This is a genomic window from Fimbriimonadaceae bacterium (assembly GCA_023957775.1).
GTDB lineage: Bacteria > Armatimonadota > Fimbriimonadia > Fimbriimonadales > Fimbriimonadaceae > JAMLGR01.
Genome location: JAMLGR010000018.1, coordinates 1 through 24,657, shown reverse-complemented (window position 1 = coordinate 24,657; position 24,657 = coordinate 1). Strand labels below are relative to the sequence as shown.

Here is a 24,657-nt window from a genome sequence, read left to right as displayed (position 1 = left end):
GAAACTCTCTTGGCCAAACGTGCGTTCTAGGAACAAGACACGCGAAGGAGACTGATTGATGAACTTACGAAGAATCGCACTGACGGCCGCGGCCCTGCTGGTCACCACGGCGGCGTTCGCCCAAGAGGGCGTCGAGGCCCTGGCCGGCAAACCGGCTCCGGCCTTCAAAATGACGGACCTCAACGGCAAGACCGTGACCAACGAGACCCTGAAGGGCAAGGTCGTGCTGATCGACTTCTGGGCCACGTGGTGCGGCCCTTGCAAGAAGGCGGCTCCAAGCCTGCAGGCGCTCCACGAGAAGTACGGCAAGGACGGTCTGGTCGTCATCGGCGCCAACACGTTCGAGCGCACCGAGGACAAGATCACCCCGGCGAAGGAGTACAAGAAGGAGCACGGCTACGGCTACCTGTTCACGGTGAACAACGACGAGATGGCCCGGGCTTGGGGCGTTCGTGGCATTCCCACGATGATCCTCATCGGCCGCGACGGCGTCGTGCAGAAGGTCCAAGTGGGCTTTGGGGATGGGACCGAGAAGATCCTCGAGTCGGTCGTCAAGGACCTCATTTCGGCGGCGAAGCAACTCCCCTAACGGTTCACAACGGCGAGTTTGGCTCCAGCCTCGGGCTGGAGCTTCGCCCAATCCCCTTTGCGCTGGAGCACCTTCGCTCCGGTCACCTTGGCTTTGCCCAGTGGGATCCAGAGCGTCTTGCCCTTGAGAATCTCCGGGATCGTCAGCTCGTAGGTGTCGGGCTCTTCTGAGGCCATCACGAGCGCGTTGGGAAAGTCCGACGCCTTGGTCGAGCCGGTCAGCACGAGGGAGCGCCGAAAGACGGCCATCGGCAACACCGCTTCGGCATACGTGGCAAGCCCGAGGTACGCGTCCATCGCGGCCGGGCCCTTCCCCGCAAGCAACTCGGCATCCGGCCCCTTCAGGGCAGCGGACTGAACCAGCGGGTCCACGTTGCGTTTCACCCACGCGTCGATCGCCTCGAGGGTCGCGCCCATCGCATCGACGGGCTCGAGCAGCTTGGCCGCCATCTTGTCCCGCAGCGTGCGCATGTACAGCTTCTCGCCGAGAAAGCCGTTCGCCCAATCCTCAGGCTCGGAGAAACCCCCGATCGGGGGGAGCGTGGCATGGCCGTACTCGTGGCAAACCTCGCGCGCCATCTCCACGGGCTCGGTGAAGGAGTCGAGGGCGTAGATGTAGATCGTGTTGACCTTCACGGGCCGGCCGTCGGCGCCGCTGTCCTCGTCGAACAGTTGCTCCCCGCCCGGTTCGCCCCCGTAGCAGATGTAGACGTCGACGACCCGGTTGTTGAAGTGCGGGGCGTGATCGAACCGGAGGCGGTAGTTGTTGTACTCCCACAGGCGGCCAAGGAGGCGGCCCACGCTCTCGCCCTTGTCGTTGGCTTTCCGCCGCTCCTGCGCGAAGACCCGGAACCGAAGCTCGTACTGCACGGGCTCGCCCTCGACATCTCCCAAAACGCTGGTGATCCAGTCGAATTGCCACTCCGGGTGCTTCGGCGCGAACTTGGGGACCTCCATGCGGTCGGTGGGAATGTGCAGGAGGAGGCGTGAGCGCTCGAAGCCGGGATTCGGCAGATAGAGGGCGCGGGCGATGGGCCCTTGGCCCCCGCCGGCGAGCACGAGCGCCGCGAGCAGAGGGAGCACGGCTAGTGGCCCTCGGCTTCGAGGAACCGCTCCGCGTCGATCGCGGCCATGCAGCCGGTGCCGGCGGCCGAAACCGCTTGCCGGTACACGCTGTCGGCCACGTCGCCCGCCACGAACACCCCGGGAATCTTGGTGCGCGTCGAGTGCGGCTCGACTTTGAGGTATCCCACTTCGTCCATCTCCAACATCCCCTTGACCAGGTCGCTGTTCGGCTTGTGCCCGATCGCGACGAACACGCCGTCCAAGGGCAGCTCGCGCAAGGTGTCGTCCACGGTGTTGCGAAGCCGCACGCCCGTCACCTTCTTCGACGGTTCGTGCTGGCCGAGGATTTCGTCGACCACCGTGTTCCAGAGCACTTCGATCTTGGGGTTCGCCAGCACGCGCTCCTGCATGATCTTGCTGGCGCGGAACTCGTCCCGACGATGCGCGACGTACACCTTGCTCGCGTGGCGGGTCAGATAGTGCGCCTCCTCCATCGCCGTATCGCCCCCTCCGACGACCAGCACCTCCTTCCCGCGGAAGAAGAAGCCGTCGCACGTCGCGCACGCGCTGACTCCGTGGCCGCCGAACGTGACCTCGCTCTCCAGCCCGATCCACTTGGCGCTCGCCCCCGTGCAGACGATGAGCGCGCGGCACCGGAACTCCTCTTCGCCCACAAAGACGCGAAACGGCCTCTCCGAGAGGTCCACGCGCGTGACCTCCTCGAACTTGACGATCGCGCCGAACCGTTCCGCCTGCTTGCGGAAGAGCTCCATCATGTCGGGGCCCATCACCCCGTCGGGGAAGCCAGGGTAGTTCTCCACGTCGGTCGTGATCATCAACTGCCCGCCCGGCTGCAACCCCGCAAAGACGACGGGGTCGAGATTCGCCCGCGCGTTGTACAGCGCCGCCGTGTAGCCGGCGGGTCCGGAGCCGATGATGATGACGTTGTGGAGGGGCGAGGTTTCAGACATGGGTTGACGAGAAGATTACCATTCGCCATTCGAGGCATCGTCCGGGCCGTTTTCGACGTCCTGAAAACTGGATGGCGGAATCGCACGACACTCCCACCCCCGAGGCGCCCGAGCCCCTGAGCGTCTTCAGCATCCTGACGTTCATGGTCGATCAGATGGCGGCCGTGGCTTGGCAGAAGCTCGGCCTCCAGCCCGACATGGTGACGGGAACGATCCACGCCGACCTGGCCGAAGCGAAGGTCGCGATCGACGTCACGACCCACCTGTCCACCTTCATCGAAGGAAAGCTGGACGACGAGGACAAGCGGCGGATCCACACCTTGGTCCGGGACCTGCGGATGAACTACGTGCAGAAGGCAAAGGAGGCTCAGCAATGATCGGTCAACAGGCGGCGGCGCGAGTGGCCCGCGGCGCCAACGTGGCTTGGCTCTGGTTGCGGCGCATGCCCAATCGCCTTCGCGTCGCCTCGCTCGACATGCGCGACGCGGCGCAGCGCGCGCGCGCCGCGTCGGCGGCTCCGACGCCTTCGGAACGGTTCGAGCAGCTTCGCGGATTCTACGATCGGTACAACCTTCTAGTGGAAACCTTGTGCGATTCGGCGCAATATGGTCCAACGGCGAAGTTGGAGGGCGAGTACGCGTCGCACCGCAAATGGATGCTGTCCAACTACCCCGCGATCCGGAAGTACGTCGTGGCCTACCTTCGATTCGACTCGGCGGACACGCGTCAGGGGCTGGACCTGCACGGCCAGTCGGCGGACGCGTTCGAAGCGCTCTTTTGCGCCTCTTCGCTCGACGAGTTCCTGCGGGCGGACGACGGGCAGATGATCGAGCGCCTCCAACGGACGCGCGAATCCCTGATCCACTACGGCGACCACCTGCGCTCCTTGGTTCGGCGCGAGAGCGGATGCGCGTAGGTTTCGAGCAGGCGGATTTCGGCGCGCTGGCCGAGCTTTGGGGCCAGACCCTCCCGTCCCGATTCGTCGTGACGCCCGAGCTGCTGCGGGCCAACACGGTGGACTCCCCCCTGTTCGATTGGGGGGCCTCGGCCATCGATCTCGGCGAGGACGGTCCGCGCGCCTTTGTCGCCGTGAAGCGCTCGGCCAATCCCACCCTGTTCTCGGGACCGGACCCCGACCAGGCCCACCTCACGTGCCTCGTCTACTCGGATCCCAGCCTGGCGGTCGATCTCGTCGCCCGGGTGAAATCGATCCTGCGCGACCGGGGTGTCTACAAGCTTGTGTTCGGCGCGGACTCGCGCCACTTCTTCCCCGGGTGTCCCAGCGAGTGCACGGCCCTTCGCGACTTCTTGATCATCGAAGGGTTCGACGAGGGGGGCGAAGTAATCGATCTTGAGCGCGACCTCTCGGATTACGAGCCCCCCCAAGGGTGCCTCGCGGTGCTTTCGGGTTGGGACGCTCGCCAGCGGCCGAAATCGGCGGCGGGAGCCACGACGGTGGGCCCGATTCACGAGGACGATTTAGGGGCGCTCGAGCAGTTCCTCGAGCGGGAGTTTCCAGGCCGCTGGGCCAGCGACACGATGAGGATGATCGCAGAGGAGGGCACTTCGGAAGGCGTCTACGGCCTGTTCGTCGCCGACCAGGTGGAAGGTTTTGCCGTGACCCAGCGTGAGGGCCAGAAGATGCCGTTCGGCGGCGCCGTCTGGCATCTGGACCTGGGGGAGCGATGGGGCAGCCTCGGTCCGATCGGGGTGTCCAAGGGCGTGCGCGGGAAGGGGTTTGGCGATGCGCTTCTGGGTGCGTCCCTGCTCGCCCTGAAGGAGCACGGGACCAAGCGCTGCATCATCGATTGGACGACGCTCGAGGCCTTTTACGGAAGGCACGGGTTCAAGCCCGCGCGATCCTACCAGCCGTTCATCCTCGGGTTGGAGTAGGGGCTCCTCGCCCCTACTCTTCTTCTTCTCCGGTCGGCTCCTGATCCTCGAACTCGCCGTCGTCGGTGCCTTGCACGAGTCGCGCGATCGAGCGAACGTGGTCTCCAGTGGCCAGGTTGATGAGTTTGACGCCCTGCGCGATGCGGCCGACTTCGCGAATCCCGCTCACGCGGATGCGGATGCCCTTGCCCTGCGTGGTCATCACCAGGAGACGGTCTTCGTCCTCCACGACCTCCGCCCCGACGATCGGACCGGTCTTCGCGGTCACGTTCATCGTGAGGATGCCCGAGCCGCCTCGGCCCTGGACGCGGTACTCGTCCAATCGGGTGCGCTTGCCAAACCCGTTCTCGCCGACCACCAGGAGGGTGGAGTCGGGTCGCACGTAGTCGACGGCCACCACCTCGTCGCCCGGCTTGAGTCGGATGCCGCGCATGCCGCCGGCGGCGCGCGTGCGGCCCGTGACGTTCTTCTCGGCGAACCGGATCGACTGGCCGAGCCGCGTGACGATGAGGACGTCGTCGGTGCCGCGCGTCTTCAGCACCCAGCCCAGCTCGTCGCCCTCTTCGATGTCGAAGGCCACGAGGCCGTTGGAGCGGATGTTCTCGAAGTGGGCCATCTTCGAGCGCTTGATCTCGCCCATCTTCGTGACCATCGTGAGGAAGCCTTCTCCCTTGATGTCCTTCACGCTGACGGTGGCCGTCACCCGTTCGCCGCTCTCGATGTTGATGTAGTTGATGACGGGCATGCCCTTGGCGTAGCGGCCCGTTTCGGGGATCTCGTACCCCTTGAGCTTGTACACGCGCCCGCGGTCCGTGAAGAACAGGATGAAGTGGTGCGTGCTGACCTGGAACAGGTGCGCGGGTTCGTCGTCGGCCTTCAGCGTGTTGCTCACGCCCTTCCCGCCGCGCTTCTGCTGGCGGTAGGCCTCGATGCTCACGCGCTTGATGTAGCCGTCGCGCGAGATCGAGATGATCGCCTCCTCCTCGGGGATGAGGTCCTCGTCCGTGAACTCGCCGGCCTCGCGCGCGATGATCTTCGTGCGGCGCTCGTCGCCGTGCTTGTCGCGAAGCTGGGTCAACTCGTCGCGAAGCACGCCCGTCAGGCGCGCGTCGTCGTTGAGGATGTCCATCAGGTTCTGCACGCGTCGCAGCGCGGCTTTGTAGTCGTTCTCCAGCTCCTGCTGCTGGATGCGGGTGAGCCGGCGGAGCGGCATGTTCAGCACCGCGTTCGCCTGGAACGGGGACATGTCGAACTCGCGCACCATCTCCGCCCGAGCCTCGCCGGGATCTTCGCTGCGTCGGATCAGGGCGATGATCTCGTCGAGGAACCGCCTGGCGATCTGGAAGCCCTCGTTGAGGTGGACCTCTTCGAGGGATCGGTAAAGCTCGTAGCGCGTGCGGCGCTCGATGACGATGCGGCGGTGCTTGATGTACTCGTCCAGCATCGTGACCAGCGGGCACGTGCGGGGAACCATCTCCGCAAGGCTGAGCATGATCGCGCCGAACGTCGTGCGAAGGGTCGTGTGCTTCAGCAGGTAGTTCAGCGCCTTGTTCGGCTGCACGTCGCGCCGGATTTCGACCTCGATGCGCATGCCGCGCTTGTCGGAGTAGTCCTGCACATTGAGGATGCCGTCGAACTTGCGGTCCTTGGCGATCGCGGCGATGCTCTTGATGAGCGTCTCCTTGTTCACCTGGTAGGGGATTTCGGTGACGACGATGACGGCCTTGCCCGAATCTCCAGGCTCGATCATCGTCTTGGCCTGCATCACGATCGACCCGCGGCCGGTCTCGTAGGCGCTGCGGATGCCCTTGGTGCCCATGATCGTGGCGTACGTCGGGAAGTCGGGGCCCGGCATGACCTCCATGATCTCGTCGAGCGTGCACGCGGGGTTGTCGAGCCGCATGAGCATCGCGTTGCACACCTCGGTGAGGTTGTGCGGCGGCAGGTTCGTAGCCATCCCGACCGCGATGCCGGTCGAGCCGTTGCAAAGCAGGTTCGGGAACTTGCCCGGGAAAACCGTGGGCTCCTCGAGCGTTTGGGAGTAGTTGGGAATCCAGTCGACCGTCTCGCGGTCGAGATCCTCCATCAGCTCCATGGCCAGAGGCGTGAGCCGGCACTCCGTGTACCGCATCGCCGCGGGCGAGTCGCCGTCGATCGACCCGAAGTTGCCCTGCCCGTCCACGAGCGGGTAGCGGAGGGTGAACGGCTGCGCCATGCGCACGAGGGTCGGGTAGATGACCGCTTCGCCGTGGGGGTGGTAGTCGCCGCTGGTCTGGCCGCAAACCTTCGCGCACTTCGAGTAGCCGCTCCCCGGATCGAGGTTGAGCTGGCGCATCGCGTAGAGGATGCGGCGCTGCACGGGCTTGAGTCCGTCGCGCACGTCGGGAAGGGCGCGCGCGATGATGACGGACATCGCGTAGTTCACGTAGGAGCGGCCTAGCTCCTCGTCCACGTTGACGATCGAAATGTGTTGGTCTTGCTCTGCCAAATCGGAGTCCTTGGAAGGGGGTTTCGCCGCCTCTTGGAGACGTCGTGCTCAGGTTCGAAGTGTACCCCGTAGAGGCACGTGGTTTCAGGTTCAAACCGCTTGCCACGCCCGCTCGACGGGCGTGCATCGTCCCCACGTTGACCCGACCGTGCGATGGGGCATGCGCACCCGTCCCAATTTGCCGTTCGACGGTGTACGCTGGTGGCATGAGGATCCTGATTCTCGGAGGCACGGTGTTCGTCGGGCGGGCCCTCGCCGAAGCCGCGTTGAAACGCGGACACCACGTCACGCTTTTCAACCGGGGTACACATGCCGGAGCGGTGCCCGGCGCGGAGGAGATTCACGGAGACCGCACGAAGGGCCTGGCGCCGCTTCACACGGGTCACTGGGACGCCGTGATCGACACGTGCGGCTACGTGCCGCGCGTGGTGCGCCTGGCGTGCCAGGAACTCGCAGGGCGCGTGAACCACACCACCTTCATCTCGACCATCTCGGTCTACGCCGACGCCTCCGACCCCCATCTGTCGGAGACCAGTGCGCTCGCGACGATCGAGGACGAAACGACGGAGGAGGTCAACGGCGAAACATACGGAGCCCTCAAGGCGCTGTGCGAGCACGAGGTGGAGAAAGCCTTCCCGTCGTCGAGCCTCATCGTCCGACCCGGCCTCATCGTGGGTCCGCACGACCCCACCGACCGCTTCACCTACTGGGTGGACCGCATTGGGCGCGGTGGAACGGTCTTAGGTCCGGGACGCAAGGAGCAGCCCGTGCAGGTCATCGACGCACGCGACCTCGCCGAGTGGACGCTCGGGATGGTGGAGAACAAGGTCAGCGGCACGTACAACGCGTGCGGCCCAGCCGAGCCCCTCACCTTCGAGCAGATGCTGCGCGGCATCAAGAAGGGCACGGGATCGGACGCGTTGGTCGTGTGGCCCACGGACGAGTTGCTCGTGGCCGAGGGCGTCCAACCGGGCTCCGACCTGCCGTTCTGGATTCCGGAATCCGAGAACGGCGACGGCATCCTCCAGGTCTCCAACCGGCGGGCCGTGGCCGCCAACCTGCGCTTCCGCCCCCTCGAGGACACGGCAAGGGACACCTGGGCGTGGACGCAGTCCCGCGCCGCGCCCCTCAAACTCGGCCTCGACCCCGACCGCGAGGCGCAACTGATCGAAAAGGCGCTGACGGTCTAATCTCGACACTCCCACGCCCTAGTACACTCCCCCTGTGGGTACTGGACGATTGGTGGTGGGCGTCACGGGAGCGAGCGGCTCGATCTATGCGCAGCGCCTTCTGCGCCATGCGTCCAAGCACTTCGGCGAGATCTTCCTCACCCTGAGCGACCAGGCGATCCAGGTCGCGCAAACCGAACTGGGAGTCGCCCCCAACCGCGATGGAAACCTCGAGGACTGGCTTGGCTGCAACACCCCAAACATTCGTTTGCTTAACGAACGAGATTACTTCACTCCGCCTGCGAGCGGCTCCTTCCGTCACGACGGGATGGTCGTCGTTCCCTGCTCGATGGGAACGGTGGGACGCATCGCGAACGGCATCTCGAACGACCTGTTGACCCGCGCGGCGGACGTGTGTCTGAAGGAGGGGCGGAAGCTGATCGTGGTCCCGCGCGAGATGCCGTGGAACGTGATCATGCTGCGCAACCTTACGACGCTCGCGGAGGCCGGCGCCACGGTCTTGCCCGCTTGCCCGGCGTGGTACACGCGGCCCCAGAACCTCGAGGAGCTTGCCGACACGGTGGTGGCCCGCATCCTCCAGCAGTTGGGCGTGAACCACGGTCTGCAGGCCGAGTGGATGGCGGACGGGTCGTGAAGGTCGTCCTCGCGGGCGGGTCCGGTCTCATCGGCTCCGCCCTCGCCGCTTCCCTGCTCCGGGACGGACACGAGGTGGTCGTGCTCAGCCGCTCCCCGGGCGGCTCCGCGGGTGCTCGGGTGGCGGTATGGGACGGCAAGACCCAGGGCGGGTGGGCGCAGGAGCTGAGCGGTGCCCATGCGGTGGTCAACCTCTCGGGCTACCCGGTGTTCTCGCGCTGGCACGCGCGCACGCGCGAACTCATTGTCCGCTCGCGAATCGATTCGACCCGCGCCGTAGCCGAGGCCATGGCCTCGGCCGCCAACCCTCCTCCGGTGTGGGTGAACTTCAGCGCCGTGGGCTACTACGGGGAGACGGGCCAGGCGCGCGTCGACGAGACGGCCCCGCCCGGCGCGGGGTTCATGGGGGAGACGTGCCAGGCGTGGGAGGACGCCGCCCAGGCGCCCCTCCAGGGGGCCGGGGCCCGTCTGGCGATCGCGCGCATGGGCGTCGTACTCTCGCGCGAGGGGGGCGCCTTGAAGCCGCTGACGCTGCTCACCAAGCTCTTTCTCGGCGGGCACCTCGCGGACGGCGCGCACGGAATGAGTTGGATCCACGAGGAGGACGCCGTCGCGATGGTTCGCGCCGCCATGGGACTTCCCACGGGCTCTTCCGAGCAGGGCGAAGCGTGGGAGGGGCCTTACAACGTCACCTCCCCCCACCCCGTGTCGCACCGAGAGTTCATGGCGACGATGCGCAAGGTGCTTCACCGCCCATGGAGCCCGCCCGTGCCCGCCTTCGCGTTGAGGGCGGCCTCGTGGTTCGGGGCACCCCCCGCCGACATCCTTCTCGAGGGCCAGTACGTGCTGCCCCGCGTCGCCGAGCGGCGCGGCTTCCGCTTCGCCTATCCCAATTTGGAAGAAGCCCTGCGCTCCCTATTGGGGTGAGCGGGCTCCCTTAGGAACCAAACACGCGGGGCAAGCGTTGAACAACGACAGAACCCAAGAAGGGGAGTAGCGTCCTTCGGCCCGCCGAAGGAGGAACGATCGTCAAGACGCCGCAAGGCCGGTCGCTCCGCAAGTGCAAGACCTTCATCCGAGACCAGGTCTCGGATGGAGGCCTTTTCTTTTTGGGTTCGGACAAAGCGATGAACACACTCAAAGTTGGATTGATGCTGGTGGCCTTAACGGCCCTCTTCCTCCTGATCGGCAACCTGATCGGCGGCACGACGGGCGTCGCCATCGCGTTTGGTTTGGCCGTGGTGCTCAATGTGGGCAGCTTCTGGTTCAGCGACAAGCTGGTGCTGAAGATGACCGGCGCGCAACCCGTCGATCCCGCCCAGGCGCCCGAACTCCACGCCATGGTGGAACGACTCTCCGCCCGCGCGGGCATCCCGACACCACGGCTCTATGTCGTGGACGACCCGTCGCCGAACGCCTTTGCAACCGGACGGAGCCCCGAACACGGGGTCGTCGCAGTGAATACGGGCCTGCTGCGCGTCCTCGACCAACCCGAAGTGGAGGGCGTGATCGCCCACGAACTCGCCCACATCCGCCATCGGGACACCTTGACCATGGCGGTCGTGGCGACGGTCGCCGGCGCGGTGATGATGCTCGCATCGTTCGCGCGGTTCGCCGCATTCTTCGGCGGCAACGACGAGGAGGGCGGCAACCCGGTCGCTCTTCTCGTGATGGCGCTGGTCGCTCCGCTCGCGGCGATGATGATCCAGATGGGCATCAGCCGGGCTCGGGAGTACGAGGCCGACCGGTTGGGCGCCGAAATCGCTGGATCGCCCAACGGGCTCGCCAACGCCCTCCTCAAGTTGGAGCGCGGTGCCGAGGCGATCCCTGCGCACACGCCCGTTCAGGCGGCGCACCTCTGCATTGTGAACCCGCTCCGCGGCGGCGGACTCGCCAGCTTGTTCTCGACCCACCCACCGGTTGCCGAGCGCGTGCGGCGGCTCCAGGCGATGCAGGGCTGACTTCCCCGAGGTCCGCACGGCCCTGGATCCAGCCGTGCGGACCCTCCTAAAGGTACAATCTCCATTCGGCTCCGACCGAAGGAGCACCCCTTTTCACCATGCAGATCACCCGTGAGGACCTTAACCCCTGCACCGTCTCCCTCGACGTCGTGTGCGACGCGGAGGCCGTGTCCGCAGGCTTCGAGAAGGCGTTCAAGACGCTCGCCAAGCAGATGCGCGTGCCCGGCTTTCGGCCCGGCCACGCCCCCAAAGCCGTCGTGGAGAAGATGGTCGAGCGCGAGCATCTCTACGATGCCGCCGCCGACGCCATCGTGCGCTCCGTCGTCAAGAAGGCCATCGAGCAGGAGAAGCTCGAACCGTTCGACCGCCCGTCCGTCGATTTGAAGAAGCTCGACCGCGATGCCGGCGAGTGCGAATTCTCGGTCAAGGTCCCGCTCGCACCCAAGGTCGAACTGGGCGACTACCACGGCTTGAAGGCCGAGGTGCCGAACCTCCAGGTCACCGACGAGGAGGTCAAACACCAGATCGACGAACTGCGCCGCCGCTACTCCACGCGCGAGGCCATCACCGGCCGAGGCGTCGAAGAGGGCGATGTCGCCGTGGTGAACATCAAGCCCGAGGGCCAAGAGGGCGACGGCCGCAACTTCATGACGATCGCCGGCCAGACCTTCCCCGCCCTCGACGCCGCGCTCATGGGCATGAAGGCCGAGGAGATGAAGCAGCTCGAACTCACCTTCCCGGACAACTTCCAAGAGAAGGACTGGCAGGGCCAGACCTACCCTTGCCGCGTCACCTTGCGCTCGGTCAGCTCCGTCACGCTTCCCAACCTCGACGACGAGTTCGCGAAGGAGCTGAACCTCGAGGGCGTGAAAGACCTGGAGAACCGCATGCGCGAACAGATCGGAAACGCCAAGCGCGCGATGATCCAGGACTATGTGAACGAACAGCTTCTCGAGGACCTGGCCTCGCGCAGCACGATCCACGTCCCCGACACGATGTGGGAAGGCGTGGCCAACCAGCGCCTGCGCGAACTGGCGCAGGAGCAACAGAAGAAGGGCAAGACCCTCGAGCAGTACGCCGCGGAAAACAACATGACCGTCGAGCAGATGGTCGAGGCGTGGAAGACCGAAGCGAAAACGCAGGTCATCCGCGCGATCATGGTCCGCGAAATCTTCGCGCGGGAGAAGATGAGCCTGTCGAACACCGAGCTCAACGACGAGTTGGGGACCATGGCGCGCGAGTTCGAAATGCCCCCCGACCAACTGGTCGAGGCGTTGAAGAAGAACAACGCACTGGACGAACTTCACTTCCGGGCCCTCTTCCGTAAGGTGACCCTTTTCCTCGACGAGCACGCGAAGAAGCAAGAAGTGGCCGCCGGCAGCGCAACTTAGGGTTGTTTGACCGGCCGACGTGCCGATAATCTGGATGGTGTTAGGAGGCTACGACCGATGACAGTTCCCTTCGTCATTGAACAGACCGCGCGGGGCGAGCGCAGCTACGACCTTTGGTCGAGACTGCTCAAGGACCGTATTGTTTTCCTTGGAACCCAGGTGGACGACTACGTCGCGAACCTGCTGGTGGCCCAGCTCCTGTTCTTAGAGAAGGAAGATCCTGACAAGGATATCGATTTTTACATCAACAGCCCGGGTGGCTCGGTAAGTGCCGGCCTCGCCATCTACGACACCATGCAGATGATCAAGCCGGATGTGGCCACGATCTGCGTCGGTCAGGCCGCGTCCATGGGGGGCGTGCTCCTGGCGGGCGGCACCAAGGGCAAGCGCTATTGCCTCAAGCACGCCCGCGTCATGATTCACCAGGGGAGCGCGGGATTCCGCGGAACCCCGGCGGACATCATGGTTCAGGTTGCCGAGATCAACCAGTACATCGAATCGCTGTACGCGATCCTCGCCCATCACTCCGGCCAGGACGTCGACAAGGTCCGCAAAGACTGCGATCGCGATTACTTCATGTCTGGCCAAGAAGCGATCGACTACGGTCTCGTGGACAAACTGCTCGAACCGGGCGTCCGATAAAGAAGAGGAGAAAGAATGGCGAAGCTTGAATCGCGAAACCAGTGCTGCTTGTGCGGCAAGACCAAAGAGCAGGTCCGGAAGCTCATCGTCGGGCTCCACGGCGCGGTCTGTTCGGACTGCATCGACCTGTGCAACGATATCCTCCACAACAACGTCGAGCAACCGGCGGGCCTGGCGGACGTCGTCGAAGGTGGTCCCGCGTCCCGCGTCGGGGTGGTCGACGGCTCGGGCAAAGTGCCCAAACCCAAGGAGATCGTCGCGTTCCTCGAGAACTACGTGGTCGGCCAGGAGGCCGCCAAGCGCTCCCTCTCCGTGGCGGTCTACAACCACTACAAACGCGTGAAGGAGTTGGGCTCCGACGATGTGGAGCTGCAGAAGAGCAATATCCTGATGCTGGGGCCGACGGGCTCGGGCAAGACGCTTCTCGCGCAAACCCTGGCCAAGATGCTCAACGTCCCGTTCGCGATCGCGGACGCCACGGCCCTCACCGAAGCCGGCTACGTGGGCGAGGACGTCGAGAACATCCTTCTCAAGCTGTTCCAGGCCGCGGAAAGCATCGACCCCCGCAACGCGAAAAGTCTTTGCGAGCGCGGCATCATCTACGTGGACGAGATCGACAAGATCGCCCGCAAGAGCGACAACCCGTCGATCACCCGCGACGTGAGCGGCGAGGGCGTCCAGCAGGCGCTCCTCAAGATCCTCGAAGGCACCGTGGCCAACGTGCCCCCGCAGGGCGGCCGCAAGCACCCGCAGCAGGAGTACCTGCAGATCGACACGACCAACATCCTGTTCATCTGCGGCGGCGCGTTCGAAGGCATCGAAGAGATGATCCGGCGCCGCATGAAAGAGAACATGATGGGCTTCCGGGCCAACCCCGAAAGCAAGTCCGAGCGGCCCAAGGACATCCTGCGGCACACGCTGCCGGAGGACCTGCTCAAGTTCGGCCTCATCCCCGAGTTCATCGGCCGTCTGCCCGTGATCGCCACGCTCGATCCGCTGGACGAGGAGGCGCTCGTACGCATCCTGTCCGAGCCGCGCAACGCGATCCTCAAGCAGTACGCGAAGTTCTTCGAACTCGACGGCGTGGAGCTCGTATTCGAGCCCGCGGCGATGGTCGAAGTCGCCCACGAGGCGATGAAGCGCAAGACCGGCGCCCGCGCCCTCCGCGCGATCATCGAGCAGGTGATGCTCGACGTGATGTACGAGGTGCCCAGCAGCATCGAGGTCAAGCGCGTCGTGGTCCCCGAGGGCGTGATCACCGGCGACACCGCGCCGATCCTTATGACCGAAGAGATGATCCGCGAAGCTTCGTAAGGGGGAAAAAGGGGGCGGGGGCGCCGGTTGGCGCCCCCGCCCCCTTTTTTCGTTGGTCGTTGATCGTTGGTCGTTTGTCGTCTTCTCCCCTCTCCCCGACAAACGACAAACGATAAACGTCCACCGATTCCTGCTAGCCAGAAACCTCACCGGTTTCCGCACGACACCCCGTCAATTGCGAGGAGAATCCTCTCTTCAGGTTGGAATGACCAGAACAGAGGAGGCAGCAAAGGCGTGCGGCCAAGCTGTTGGAAACCATGTACTTGATGAGTTGGAACGAGTCGGATGCGCGGATCGAGGCGAGCCTCGGGGGACGAGTGACGGCCGAGGAGATGCAAGTTTTCGCCGGCGAAGTCGATGAGATCGTCGCGTCCTTTGGGGGCAAGAGCTTTGATCTGCTGCTCGACTACTCGCGCGCCAAAGAGTTCGACCGGGAATCGATGACGACTCTGCGGGCGATGAAGGACAAGTGCCTTGCTGCAGGAGCGAGCCAGATCGTGAGCGTCGCTCGCGACGAGGATCAGCTCACACGGGAGACGACGGATCGTTTGAACCTCGTCCTCGAGGGCCGCGAGCGGGTTGTGCTCGAGGCGCCTTGGGGCGTCGAAGAAGCCGCGGCGGCCGCCGTCGCGGAGCAAGACTTCGGATTCGGACTCGCGGCCTAAGGGCCCGAGCCGCCTCCTCGACCGGAAGCCGGTCCCCGACTCTGCGCAACGAGCGCGGTGGCGAGGGTCCGGCTTTTGGTTTGTGCAACCGCGTGCCATGCGCGGCGGTAGGTACCGATATGAGGAAGCGGAAATCGACGCGGACGCCGACGTTTGGCTTCTACGGCGGCATCATCGGCGCGGCCTTTGGGTTTCTCGTCCCCTCGTTGCTCGGGATCGAGGAGGCCGCGGGACTCTTCCAACTCCTCTACGGCGCCGCCGGATTCGTGGTGGGCATGGGCGCCGCCGTGCTGATCGCCCGGCTGACCGAACCCAATTCCGGGCAACGCCATCCCTGAAACGCAACGCTCCCCCTCGCCGAGCGATCGGCGAAGGGGAGCGAGTTCCATGGGACTGCGATCAGCCGCGTCGGCGGCGTCGCGCGAATCCCAGCAACGAAGCGACTCCGAGCACGGTCAGCGTCGCCGGCTCGGGAACGGCCGTGAGCGCGTTCATGCCGGGCACGCCCAGATCGCCGAGGTTCGTGGCAACCGCGGTTCCCGGATCGATCGTCAGAAGAGACCCTGCATTTCCCGAGGCCGGGTTGGGCAACGCATAGAGCACGCCGTCCGTTCCGAACTCGAGAGCGGTCGCGCCGATGGTGGTCCCGTTCAGGGTCACCTGTCCGACCGACGTGCCGGCACCGGTCCCGAGATGGATGGTGTAGAGCGTCGCGGCCGAGCCACCCGAAGTGATGCCGTACATCGTCGTTCCGTCGAAGGCCAGACCCCCCAACGGAGATCCCGCTCCGGTCGCGCCAATGCTCGTGACGGTCCCGCCGACGGTGTCGACCGTGGCGAGGTAGGTTTCGCCGCCACCTTCGGTCGTCAGCCCCGCGTAAAGGGTGCTTCCGACAAACTCGAGCGCCGTGAGCACGTCGCCCTGCGTGGGAAACGTGAGCGTGAGGGTGCCGACCACCTGCCCCGTCGCCGGGTCGATCTTGTGCAGGTTGGTGTTGACGCCCGTATCGGCGCCCCAGATGAAGCCGCCGCCCCACTCAATCTCCGCCAGGATCCCCGAGTTGGAATCGTTGCCGATGAACGTCGCCGTCGGGCCGCTTGCGTTCACCGAGTAAAGATCGTTGTCGCCTCCGGCATAGCCGAACAGGCCCTGCGCCTGCGCGGCACCCGCGGAAACCACCATCGCAGCCACCACGGGCGCGGCGTGTCGAATCGAGAACTGAAGCATGTCTCCCTTACCTCCATCGAAGTTGGAGCCCGCCAAGCCGATCGCAGGGTGGATCCCTGCCCCGTGCGCCGAGCCACCAGTAATGTCAGTTTAGCGCAAAAGGGCGCTCCCCATGGCGCCCATTGCGTTCTTTGCGTGAGAAATCTCCCCCCGCGCCTCAGCGCCTCCGCGTGAAACCCTCCCCCATTGCGTTCTTAGCGTTCTTTGCGTGAAACGCGATCGGAACCGGTGCCAGCGCGACCTCGATCTCCGAGTCAGGCATCACACGAGTACCTCCTCATCAATCGGCTCACCGTGATGACGCGGCTCCCATCAAAAGCGTCCTGGAAGCGGCAAACGACGGAGGGATCGGCTTGGCTTCCGGGGGCAACTGACCCTGCCACCAGAGGAGGGTCTGGAGAGGCGTCCTTCCCTCCGAGTCCAAAGCCATTGGCTTGGCACCGGCCTCGAGCAACGCCTCGATGACTCTGTCATTGGCTCTTGAAGCGGCCATATGCAATGGGGTTTGGCCATCAAAGCATCTTGCGTTGGGATCCGCCCCCGCCTCAAGCAGGAGTTGCACGCGCTTGACCGCTGGTGCCCCGGCACCATAAGAGGATCGACACGCGAGGAAAAGCGGTGTTGACTGGTCGTTGCTGTGGCGATCGACCTCGGCGCCCCGAGCAAGTAGAGTTTTCACGATCTCCCCAGACGCTGGCAGATCTTTCGAGGTAGCGGCCCAGTGCAACGCGCTGTAGCCGTTGCTGTCGACCAACCCAATTGCCGCGTCGACATCCAGAAGCACTCGGACCAGCTTCACGTCGCCTTCGAAACATGCATCATGGAGAAGGGTGATTCCGCTTTGGCCTCGACGATCAGTAGTTCCATCGCGTCTCAGGGCCGCGGCGACCTCGTCGTATCGACCCGCATGCGCCATCTCGGTAAGGTCCTCGAACGTCGCAGGACCCTTGGCCGAGCCACAGCCTACCGCCACCAGCGCGACCAAGATCAGCCCTTTCGTGGCGACGGAGCTCATGCTTCTTAGTATGCGAAGAGAGTCCGCTGACTCGGGCGCTTTTGCCGCCAAGCCGTCCAAGACTGCGGGTGCATATGCCCGAAGGCTTAAACATTGCGAACCTAAAGAATGCCAATAGACCCCGCATGATCAGGACATTGGCGAGGAAATCACGGACCCTTCAGAAGGTCTTCCCTTGTGCCAACCAATGGGAGGTGCTTGTCCGCAGGGCCGGTAAAGACAATGGCCGTCGGACCTCGAGGCTCACGCAGAGGCGGCGAGGCGCGGAAGTCTGCAAGGGACTGGTCACTTGCCAGGATGCGTTCGGGATCGATACACCGATGGAGCTGCATTTGACATCCGGTATGTTAATGGTCGGAGTGCACGTAGCGACAACAAGCGCCGCTGCGGGCAGAGTAGTGAGAAGTACGGGGACGACTCGGTGTTGTTTCATAGGTTCCAGTGCGGATAACGCCGGTGACAGGGAACGGGATGCGGTTCACCCAGCATCGCGTTCATGACTTCGGCGTGGCGTTTCCGGCTTACAATCGTGACATTGCCGGCAGCGCGAAAGACGATGGCAAATCCAGCTAGTTCGTCATCTGGACGGATCAGATGCGGGAGGTGATTTACATCGATCGCCAGCGGCATCTCGCCATTGCGAATGGCCCGGCATGATAGGAGGTTCTCTCGATGGTCGAGTCGCTCTCCATTCCAAACCTCAACCAGCGGCCGCACATTTGCACAGACGACATAGCTTGCAAAGGGATTGACGACCTTGACCAGTGGGCACTTCAGATTCCCAGTGCCCAAATACGACAGAAGGGAGCGATTGCCTTGCCAAGCATACTCATCCCAATCAGCATGATACAGTTCAAGAGCCATTCCGATCTGCCTTAGATTACTAATGCACACCGCCTGGTTAGCTTTTGCCTTTACGGATGTGAAGACAGGGGCAAGTATGCCAGCAAGAATCATCATGATCAGCATACAGACCAACAGTTCCGTCATCGAAAGAGCTCTGCGAGACTTCATTCGCTTTCCTCCGAGATCTTAATCCATACGAGAGGCACGAGCAAGGCGGTGTAGGCAAGGGCCCTGGTTGGCGCATACATCGACTCGATCAGAGGAGACCAGAATCGATCGAGAACGTATGTAGCCAAGGTAAGGCACGCAGCAACTCCAAGAAATGCCCAACGCGTCCTTTCACCCGGGCGGGAGAGATGGAACAGGCTTGCGACCGCAAGGCCGCACGAGAATCCCCCAGGCAGAGCCCATATCCAAGAACCCCGGTTCCCGAAATAGTAGTCGAACGTCCCTGGCCATATCCACAACCCGCGGAAGTTCAACATCAAGACCACAAGCGCGCAGATGGTCAACGCACCGACGAGCATCCCACGCCAACGCGCTCCCGAGGCAAGGGCGCCGATAACTGCCCCACCAACGGCGAGAAAGATCCAAGGGCGCGCGACGACCCATACTCGCAACCCACCCAAATCGCTAATTGCCGCGCCCCTCATAAGAGCCTCTTCCAGAGCGAGCACGGAGATGCTGAGCGCGACCACCTCAACCGGAGCTTGCTTGGCCTCATGCCTCATCGGAATCTGCCCTCAAAAACACGGGCGAACTTCCCTATTTCGGCACTCGTCAATGGCTGTCGTTGAACAACGGACAGCATCGAAAGCACCATGCCTCGTGCCTCTGTACATCGCATTTCAGAGGAACAAGCCGACATGATGCAGTAATGATACGACACCCAGGGAGGCCGTTGAGGGGGGGTAAGACCTAGCAACAATGGAGTCATCGAGAGGAGCGGACGTCCACCCGTCCGAGTACTCCCGCTCCCGCGATCGACAACCCGAAGCAGGATCGCCGAGAAGATGGCCCGATGCCGTTGGGCACAAGCGACAAGGACCGAACACCCTGTTCAACGTCTGGTGCACGGCCAAGAGCTTACGATCCCCCAAACCTCCGGAGCAGCGGACGCAAAGGCAAGGAGCTCGAGAACCAACCCGACACGGTCCACCCACTGCATGGCATCCGACCATAGACCACCCCAGCCTCCCATCCAACGCATCAACAAATTGGACAAGCCCCGAGCATCTGCATGCCCCGGCCCCCATTTGCGTCCTTTGCGTTCTTTGCGTGAGAATCTCCCCCCGCGCCTCAGCGCCTCTGCGTGAAACCCTCCCCCATTGCGTTCTTAGCGTTCTTTGCGTGAAAAATCTCCCCCCGCGCCTCAGCGCCTCTGCGCGAACCCTCCCCCATTGCGTTCTTTGCGTGAAACAGCCTCAGCGCCCCGAGAAAGCCATCCCGTCCGGCGTGTCCCCCGCCTGGATCGTGCCGACCACCGCGCGCTTCCGCAGGTCTACGACCGCCACCTGCTCCGAGCCCGAGAGCGCCACGTAGGCGACTTTGCCGTTGGGATGCACGAGCACGCCCACCGGCCCGTAGCCGCCGGGACCCGTCGGACGGCCGCCCAACGCGTTCACATCGAGCCTCCCCACGATCTTGCGCGTGGCGACGTCGAAGAGCACCATCTCGTCGCCCCTCGCGTTGCTCACCAGCGCCTGCTTGCCGTTCGGCGTGAACTTCACACGGATCGAGAACGCGCCGCAGGGCATGGTCGCGATGACCTTCAGCGTCTTGGCGTCCACGACGGACACCGTGCCGTCCTCGCGGTTGGTCACCCAAACCTGGGAGCCGTCGGGCGAGACGTCGATGCCTTCGGCGCCTTTGCCGGTCGGCACGATCGCCAGCCGCGTGCCCGTCGCGAGGTCGAGGGCGCTGATCGAGCCCGAGCCGATATTGGCCGTGTACGCGCGCTTCCCCTTCGCGTCGAGCGCCACCATGTGGGAGAGTTGCTGCCCCGTGGGGATCGCCTTCTCGACCTTGCCCGACGCGACGTCCACAACCACGAGGTTGCCGGTCGTTTCGCTCGTGACCGCCACGCGCTGGGAGTCGAGCCACGCGATGCCGTGCGGCCGGGTGTAGGCGCCGAGGTCGATCGTGCGCAGCACCTTGCCCTCGGGCACGGTGAACACGGTGAGCGAGTTGCCGGGCGTCGCGGCGCCGTAGTTGCACGCGACGGCGTTCTTTCCATCTTCGGAGATCGCCACCTCGTGCGGCCCCTCGCCCGTCGGCACGGTGCGCAGGGTCGTGCCGTCCTTGAGGGAGACGATCGAGGCGGTGGCCGCCCCCTTGTTGAGCACGACGAGCGTTCCCGGGGCGGAGAGGTACGGGATCTGCCCTGCGAAGAGAAGGAGAAGCGAGGTCATACCCCTGTTATGCACTGAATCGGGTCCTGGGTTCCTCCTTGGGCCCATTGCGCGGCGTGAGCAGGGAGGTCACTCCTGGCTTGATTCCGGCTGTCGAACGAACCGCACCAATCGGATGTCGAAACCTCCCGTAGGTTCGTTGCCCTCCAGTTCAAAGTCGTCGGAGACCCAGAGGTCGAAGGAAGACTCGCTTTTCCACTCCGCACCGAAGAACGTGCCGCGCTTGATCCAAAGCCTCGCCTCGGGAAACAGGTGCAAACCTCGGCCAAACACGTCGATGCTGGGGCGGTCATCGGAGCGCCACGCCAGCGTGTGTCGCCCCGATGGCGAGCGCACGAAGGACTCCTTGGAGACGGGCGCCACGAAAATGTGGGCGAGCGCAAGGGCGAGGGAGATGGCCCCGTAGACCCAAAGCCCGATCAGGGCAACGTGGCCGATGCGCTTCAAGGCCCTTCTCAACAAACTCGATTGCTCGATGGATGCCACTGGTTCCTCCCGCAATTCCGGACAAGATACCGCCCCAGCCGCCCCGTACCATACTCCAATCATGGACCGTTCACCCGGCACGTGGAATCTCTTCTCGGGGATACTCGTGGTCCTGGCCGTGTGCTTGCTCATGTAGCCACTGCGGATGCTCGCTACGCTGGTATGCATCGAATCCCTGCCGATCTATGTCCTTGCTTCGGTTGCAGTCGGCATCACCCTCGCCTTTAGCGTGGGAGCGTGATGTCGATCCGCTCGTCGCTGGGCACATAGCGGTAGGTGCAGAACCTGGGCACATTGGGCAGGGGCAGAAGCACCTCGCTTCCCTTTCGAGTCGCGCTTCCCGTAAGTTCCAGGGCGGCTCCAAGGCCGATCGGCAAGCGCTTTCCGTTCAGGCGGAAGTTCCAGAATCCCTCGATTGCGTTGATCGCGATGTTGAAATTCGGTCGAATGTTCCGGAGGTGCAGGGGTTCGGACGCGAGGGTGCGGAGCTCTCCATTTCAGCGGGATCTCCTTACCGCCCGCTCCCCACATCGGCATGACGGGCTTGGGCACGAACGCACTGAGCTCCGGCTTGCTGATGCGTTTGCAGTTCGACCAGTCCACGGTGAGCCAGCAGTGCTCGATCGACCCCTTCCACGTCGATCCGGTCGCCAGCACGTACCCGTTCACGACATACCCCGAACCGGCAAACCCGTTCTTGGCACGATAGTGGGTCGTTACCACCCGCGTCTGGTTTGCTTTGAAGTTCGCGTCGTCGGCCGATGCGAGGCTTGAGATGGCAAGAAGGACCAGGGCGAGAGGTCGAGCCATGGTGACTTCAGTATACAGGGTGTCTTGTGTGGACCGTCCAGGAGTGGCTGCCGGTCTAAGGATCGAACCTTGACCCGAGGGCGCATCGCCCGCACGTCTGAGGCGCCGGCAATTGGCCCTCCGGGCCTGTTTCTGTTCGTCGGAGCAACGGCGAACGACCCGCGGCGTCAAAGATCCAAAACAAGGCGACCGCAGAGTCACACTCTACGGTCGCCTGGTTGATCCTAGCCGCACACCTAGCGTCGGGCTCTTCGCCGAATCAACGCCAAGGCGCCGAGTCCAAGCACCGACATGGTGGCCGGCTCGGGGACCGGGTTGTAGTTGAACTCATCGATGCCGATATAGTTGCTGTTGTTGCCGTTGGGGCCGGCATTGTGGATGTAGTAGCGAAATGCGAGGCGTCCCGAAAAGCCACCGCTGAGACCGGACATCGTCACCTCGTACTCCGTCCATGTCTGCGGGTAGTTGGCCGCGCCAGCCACCTCGTTGGGGTTGATGTCGAGAAGAAGGGTCGTGAAGTTGCCGACATCCTCCGCCACCGAACCGGCGTTGGTGCTCGAACCCGAGCCCAATCGCACCTGCAGGCGGTCCGCCCAAAGGCTGCCATCCGGAGTGCGTGTATAGAACGAGAACGTGTCCCCGTTGCTCATGGCCATCTCCGGGGTGATCAGCCATCCGCTGATCGTCTCGGAGCCGGTGGTGCCAGAAGTGAACTGGTAGTTCGCTCCGATGTAGGAATCGTCGGCTCCGGAAAAGGCCACAAACGCGGCCGGGTTCCCTTGGAACCAGTTGTTGGTCGGCAAATCGGACAAGTTCTGCATCGACCAGCCTCCGCCCGCCAACGTGGTGATGTCGTCAAACCCTTCATAGAAGGCCATTGCGCTGCTCGACAGGACAACCCCGATCGCGATACAAAGTACGTGTTTCATCTTTCTTTTCTCCCTATATTGCAGGCCAACAAATAGGAGGCTTCTCGGCCCGCTCATTCCCATTGTAACGCACTGCGCGAATCTTCGACCCAGCAAAAATGCGGATCCCTCGAATCTGGCCTGCTCCCGCGGAGTCCGTGGTGTTGGAGTGGCTGCCGGACAAGGGATCGAACCTTGAACCTCCTGATCCAGAGTCAGGTGCTCTACCAATTGAGCTATCCGGCAACGAGGTTGTCCCTTTTGAACCTGAATCGAGCAAGAGCCTTGCTCTCCCCTCCCTGGTTTCCCAAGGGAGTCAGTTGCTCAAAGAATGGCACAGATCCTCACTCTGGTGCCTTGGGAACCACAGATCAGCGGAGGTTCTGCCCCAGGAGCCCTTCAATCCCCTTGGAGGGCACCAAGCCAGTTGCAGCCGGCCACAGCCGTGCCTGAGCGTAGCGAAGGTGAATATTGCCCCAGAGGGGCTCATTCAGGCGACCATGGCTGTGTTGAAACTGGCTTGGGAGGGGTCTGGGGGTTGAAGGGCTGGGGCAGGGCTGAAGCGGTGTGGAAGCCAACGTTGATTTGGAACTCGCTGGATGACGCCAAGCAAGGTCTTCAGATCTTGATTGAAGTGTGCTATAAATGTTGATGACAGATGTCAGCAGGGTTTTCTTAATGAACGACTCACCTCCTCCATCCACCGGCATGACTGGCTGTGCCTGGTTCGTTGTCATCGGCTTCTTCCTGTTGAGCTTGGCAGTCCCTTGTCTGCTCCCTCTGAACATGGTAGTCATCGGCATTGCCGCAAAGATGAGAGATTGACGGGGCTGGCAGGGAGAATCTCCGTGCCAGCCCCGGGGTCCTTGCTTCGCTTCAGAGCAGATAATCCAGGACTTCTCCCGCTGCTTGATGGATGTGCGTCAGCGAATCGTGGAGCGCTTGCGCATCGCCATTGTAGAGCCGGATGTAATCAGCACAGGCGCTGTTCGTCTCAAGCCCTACAGCATTGCAGACCACGAATGAGACGGCTTCAGCCTCCAACTCCCTCGTTCTGATCTCTGGCTTCCTGTCCCCTCGATGGAGCAACTCGTGAGCGATCTCATGAACCAGCACCCCAAACTCCTCAGCTGAGGAGAGGCTGTCGAGGATTTGGATGTGTCGCCCCTTGGAGACGCCTTTGGCACCGTTGAGATTGGGAACCAACTCCACCTTGATCATCCAGTCGATGGCAAAGAGCTTGAGTTGATCGAGGGCCCACATTGGGTCACCTTCAACAGTGGCAAACTCCGGGAGGTCCTCACCTTCCGTCTGGGAGATGTCGAAGACATAGCCTCCCATGAAGCCAATGGAGCACTCTTCAGGTTCCTCGACCAGAGGCTCCTGATCCCGTCTTCGATACTTGACTGGAATGAGGATCGAGATTCCCTTCTCACCCTTCTTCACCCAGCGGCCAAGCTGCTTCCAGGTTCCGTAGCCGGCAACATGGGTGGCATCTGGGCGCTGGGAGACGATCAGCATCGTGTTGTGGAGTGAGTAGCGATGAAACTTGCCCATCGCCTTCAGATAGGCAGTCAAAGTCTGGCTGTTCCCAGACTCTAGGTCAATTGCCAGCTGCGCCAAGGCGTCAGTGGCGAGTGTCTTGATTTGCTCTTTGAACATTGGTTTCTCCTCGTGAGCCTGTTTGCTCACCCCAGAGAGCGTTTGGGCAGACGAGGAGTCATTTCAAGATGTGGCCACCCCAGGCCACATCCCTGGCAATCCTGTGTAAGATGGTCAGACGCGGAGGATGAGTTGTGTTTGCAGGAATCGCCATTCTGACCCTGGGGCTTTTGAAGCTAGTCATCAACATGGTGAAGATGCTTAGCGTCAAGCGACACTTGGAATCCTATGCCAAGTGGTTGAAGGAAGGCACCGGGGCTGCGGTCTTTGAGAACCGAGGTGTTGCGATTCGGCTATTGGAGGAAGCAGGCGTTACCGATGCCTCGTTGCCATATGCGGAGCCCATTGGGTTTGGCCAGGTCGCAACCTCAAGCATGTCGGTGTTTGAGAACTACCCAGCCAACCGGAAGGACTTGGTGATTATCATGGTGCAGAAGTTCCAGGAGGCTATAGGCACGTATAGATCCAGATCACTTGAGGCGATCAATCCG

26 protein-coding genes and 1 tRNA gene are annotated in these 24,657 nt (G+C 63.2%); 15 read left to right on the top strand and 12 right to left on the bottom strand.

All coding sequences use genetic code 11. The annotated features are described in order from the left end of the window. The first annotated feature begins 58 nt into the window (after window positions 1–58). Window positions 59–589, top strand: coding sequence for a TlpA family protein disulfide reductase (locus M9921_14060; protein ID MCO5297969.1), 531 nt, complete (start codon window positions 59–61; stop codon window positions 587–589). On the opposite strand, the gene M9921_14055 is transcribed toward M9921_14060, so the two are convergent. Together M9921_14055 and trxB are read right to left on the bottom strand one after the other, a co-directional pair. Then, complete coding sequence (locus tag M9921_14055) at window positions 586–1,671, bottom strand: hypothetical protein (protein MCO5297968.1); 1,086 nt, start codon at window positions 1,669–1,671, stop codon at window positions 586–588. The genes M9921_14060 and M9921_14055 overlap by 4 nt on opposite strands. A 2-nt stretch (window positions 1,672–1,673) precedes the next feature. Beyond that, the gene (gene trxB / locus M9921_14050) at window positions 1,674–2,624 is read right to left on the bottom strand and encodes a thioredoxin-disulfide reductase (GenBank protein ID MCO5297967.1); all 951 of its coding nucleotides are present in this window, start codon (window positions 2,622–2,624) and stop codon (window positions 1,674–1,676) included. Between the two features lie 71 nt (window positions 2,625–2,695). On the opposite strand from trxB, the gene M9921_14045 reads away from it, so the two are divergent. Genes M9921_14045 through M9921_14035 form a run of 3 tightly spaced genes read left to right on the top strand, consistent with a single transcriptional unit; the run spans window position 2,696 to window position 4,517 of the window. Then, on the top strand, window positions 2,696–3,001 hold the full coding sequence (locus M9921_14045) for a DUF1844 domain-containing protein (protein MCO5297966.1): 306 nt from the start codon (window positions 2,696–2,698) through the stop codon (window positions 2,999–3,001). Continuing rightward, window positions 2,998–3,540 carry a hypothetical protein gene (locus M9921_14040; GenBank protein MCO5297965.1) on the top strand — a complete coding sequence of 181 codons (543 nt, stop codon included), beginning with the start codon at window positions 2,998–3,000 and terminating at the stop codon, window positions 3,538–3,540. Before M9921_14045 ends, M9921_14040 begins: the two co-directional genes overlap by 4 nt. Continuing rightward, on the top strand, window positions 3,531–4,517 hold the full coding sequence (locus M9921_14035) for a hypothetical protein (protein MCO5297964.1): 987 nt from the start codon (window positions 3,531–3,533) through the stop codon (window positions 4,515–4,517). The genes M9921_14040 and M9921_14035 overlap by 10 nt, the downstream gene beginning before the upstream one ends. A 13-nt stretch (window positions 4,518–4,530) precedes the next feature. Here M9921_14035 and gyrA read toward each other — a convergent pair whose 3' ends face one another. Beyond that, entirely contained in the window at window positions 4,531–7,005 is a 2,475-nt protein-coding gene (gyrA, locus tag M9921_14030; protein ID MCO5297963.1) for a DNA gyrase subunit A, read from the bottom strand. 206 nt (window positions 7,006–7,211) lie between these two features. On the opposite strand from gyrA, the gene M9921_14025 reads away from it, so the two are divergent. From M9921_14025 to M9921_13985, 9 genes are all read left to right on the top strand, one after another. After that, window positions 7,212–8,195: an NAD-dependent epimerase/dehydratase family protein gene (locus tag M9921_14025; protein MCO5297962.1), complete on the top strand. Its 984-nt coding sequence runs from the start codon at window positions 7,212–7,214 to the stop codon at window positions 8,193–8,195. Window positions 8,196–8,229: 34 nt separating this feature from the next. Further along, on the top strand, window positions 8,230–8,829 hold the full coding sequence (locus tag M9921_14020) for a UbiX family flavin prenyltransferase (GenBank protein MCO5297961.1): 600 nt from the start codon (window positions 8,230–8,232) through the stop codon (window positions 8,827–8,829). Next, window positions 8,826–9,755 (top strand): TIGR01777 family oxidoreductase, encoded by a 930-nt coding sequence (locus M9921_14015; GenBank protein MCO5297960.1) that lies wholly within the window; start codon window positions 8,826–8,828, stop codon window positions 9,753–9,755. The genes M9921_14020 and M9921_14015 overlap by 4 nt, the downstream gene beginning before the upstream one ends. 224 nt (window positions 9,756–9,979) lie before the next feature. Further along, complete coding sequence (locus M9921_14010; GenBank protein MCO5297959.1) at window positions 9,980–10,789, top strand: zinc metalloprotease HtpX; 810 nt, start codon at window positions 9,980–9,982, stop codon at window positions 10,787–10,789. A gap of 98 nt (window positions 10,790–10,887) precedes the next feature. Next, complete coding sequence (tig, locus tag M9921_14005; GenBank protein ID MCO5297958.1) at window positions 10,888–12,180, top strand: trigger factor; 1,293 nt, start codon at window positions 10,888–10,890, stop codon at window positions 12,178–12,180. Between the two features lie 57 nt (window positions 12,181–12,237). After that, window positions 12,238–12,822: an ATP-dependent Clp protease proteolytic subunit gene (locus M9921_14000; protein ID MCO5297957.1), complete on the top strand. Its 585-nt coding sequence runs from the start codon at window positions 12,238–12,240 to the stop codon at window positions 12,820–12,822. Between the two features lie 15 nt (window positions 12,823–12,837). Beyond that, on the top strand, window positions 12,838–14,136 hold the full coding sequence (gene clpX, locus M9921_13995; protein MCO5297956.1) for an ATP-dependent Clp protease ATP-binding subunit ClpX: 1,299 nt from the start codon (window positions 12,838–12,840) through the stop codon (window positions 14,134–14,136). A gap of 266 nt (window positions 14,137–14,402) precedes the next feature. Further along, entirely contained in the window at window positions 14,403–14,801 is a 399-nt protein-coding gene (locus M9921_13990; GenBank protein MCO5297955.1) for a hypothetical protein, read from the top strand. 119 nt (window positions 14,802–14,920) lie between these two features. Further along, window positions 14,921–15,139, top strand: coding sequence for a hypothetical protein (locus M9921_13985; GenBank protein ID MCO5297954.1), 219 nt, complete (start codon window positions 14,921–14,923; stop codon window positions 15,137–15,139). 61 nt (window positions 15,140–15,200) lie between these two features. Here the strand turns inward: M9921_13985 and M9921_13980 are convergent, their stop codons facing one another. The 6 genes from M9921_13980 to M9921_13955 form a co-directional block, all read right to left on the bottom strand. After that, window positions 15,201–16,028, bottom strand: coding sequence for a PEP-CTERM sorting domain-containing protein (locus M9921_13980; GenBank protein ID MCO5297953.1), 828 nt, complete (start codon window positions 16,026–16,028; stop codon window positions 15,201–15,203). A 289-nt stretch (window positions 16,029–16,317) separates the two neighbouring features. Beyond that, a complete protein-coding gene (locus M9921_13975) occupies window positions 16,318–17,043 on the bottom strand; it encodes an ankyrin repeat domain-containing protein (GenBank protein MCO5297952.1) in 726 nt (241 codons plus the stop codon). A gap of 429 nt (window positions 17,044–17,472) precedes the next feature. Further along, a complete protein-coding gene (locus M9921_13970) occupies window positions 17,473–18,057 on the bottom strand; it encodes a type II secretion system GspH family protein (protein ID MCO5297951.1) in 585 nt (194 codons plus the stop codon). Between the two features lie 1,256 nt (window positions 18,058–19,313). Next, window positions 19,314–20,300, bottom strand: coding sequence for a hypothetical protein (locus M9921_13965; protein ID MCO5297950.1), 987 nt, complete (start codon window positions 20,298–20,300; stop codon window positions 19,314–19,316). Between the two features lie 69 nt (window positions 20,301–20,369). After that, window positions 20,370–20,747, bottom strand: coding sequence for a hypothetical protein (locus tag M9921_13960; GenBank protein MCO5297949.1), 378 nt, complete (start codon window positions 20,745–20,747; stop codon window positions 20,370–20,372). 263 nt (window positions 20,748–21,010) lie between these two features. Then, entirely contained in the window at window positions 21,011–21,163 is a 153-nt protein-coding gene (locus tag M9921_13955) for a hypothetical protein (GenBank protein MCO5297948.1), read from the bottom strand. Window positions 21,164–21,321: 158 nt separating this feature from the next. On the opposite strand from M9921_13955, the gene M9921_13950 reads away from it, so the two are divergent. Further along, on the top strand, window positions 21,322–21,495 hold the full coding sequence (locus tag M9921_13950) for a hypothetical protein (GenBank protein MCO5297947.1): 174 nt from the start codon (window positions 21,322–21,324) through the stop codon (window positions 21,493–21,495). A gap of 337 nt (window positions 21,496–21,832) precedes the next feature. Here M9921_13950 and M9921_13945 read toward each other — a convergent pair whose 3' ends face one another. The 3 genes from M9921_13945 to M9921_13935 form a co-directional block, all read right to left on the bottom strand. Continuing rightward, window positions 21,833–22,525, bottom strand: coding sequence for a choice-of-anchor J domain-containing protein (locus tag M9921_13945; GenBank protein ID MCO5297946.1), 693 nt, complete (start codon window positions 22,523–22,525; stop codon window positions 21,833–21,835). Window positions 22,526–22,674: 149 nt separating this feature from the next. Continuing rightward, window positions 22,675–22,750, bottom strand: a tRNA-Gln gene (locus M9921_13940). A gap of 630 nt (window positions 22,751–23,380) precedes the next feature. Further along, the gene (locus M9921_13935) at window positions 23,381–24,166 is read right to left on the bottom strand and encodes an ArdC-like ssDNA-binding domain-containing protein (GenBank protein ID MCO5297945.1); all 786 of its coding nucleotides are present in this window, start codon (window positions 24,164–24,166) and stop codon (window positions 23,381–23,383) included. 134 nt (window positions 24,167–24,300) lie between these two features. On the opposite strand from M9921_13935, the gene M9921_13930 reads away from it, so the two are divergent. Beyond that, the coding region (locus tag M9921_13930; protein ID MCO5297944.1) for a hypothetical protein at window positions 24,301–24,657 on the top strand (357 nt) is incomplete at its 3' end.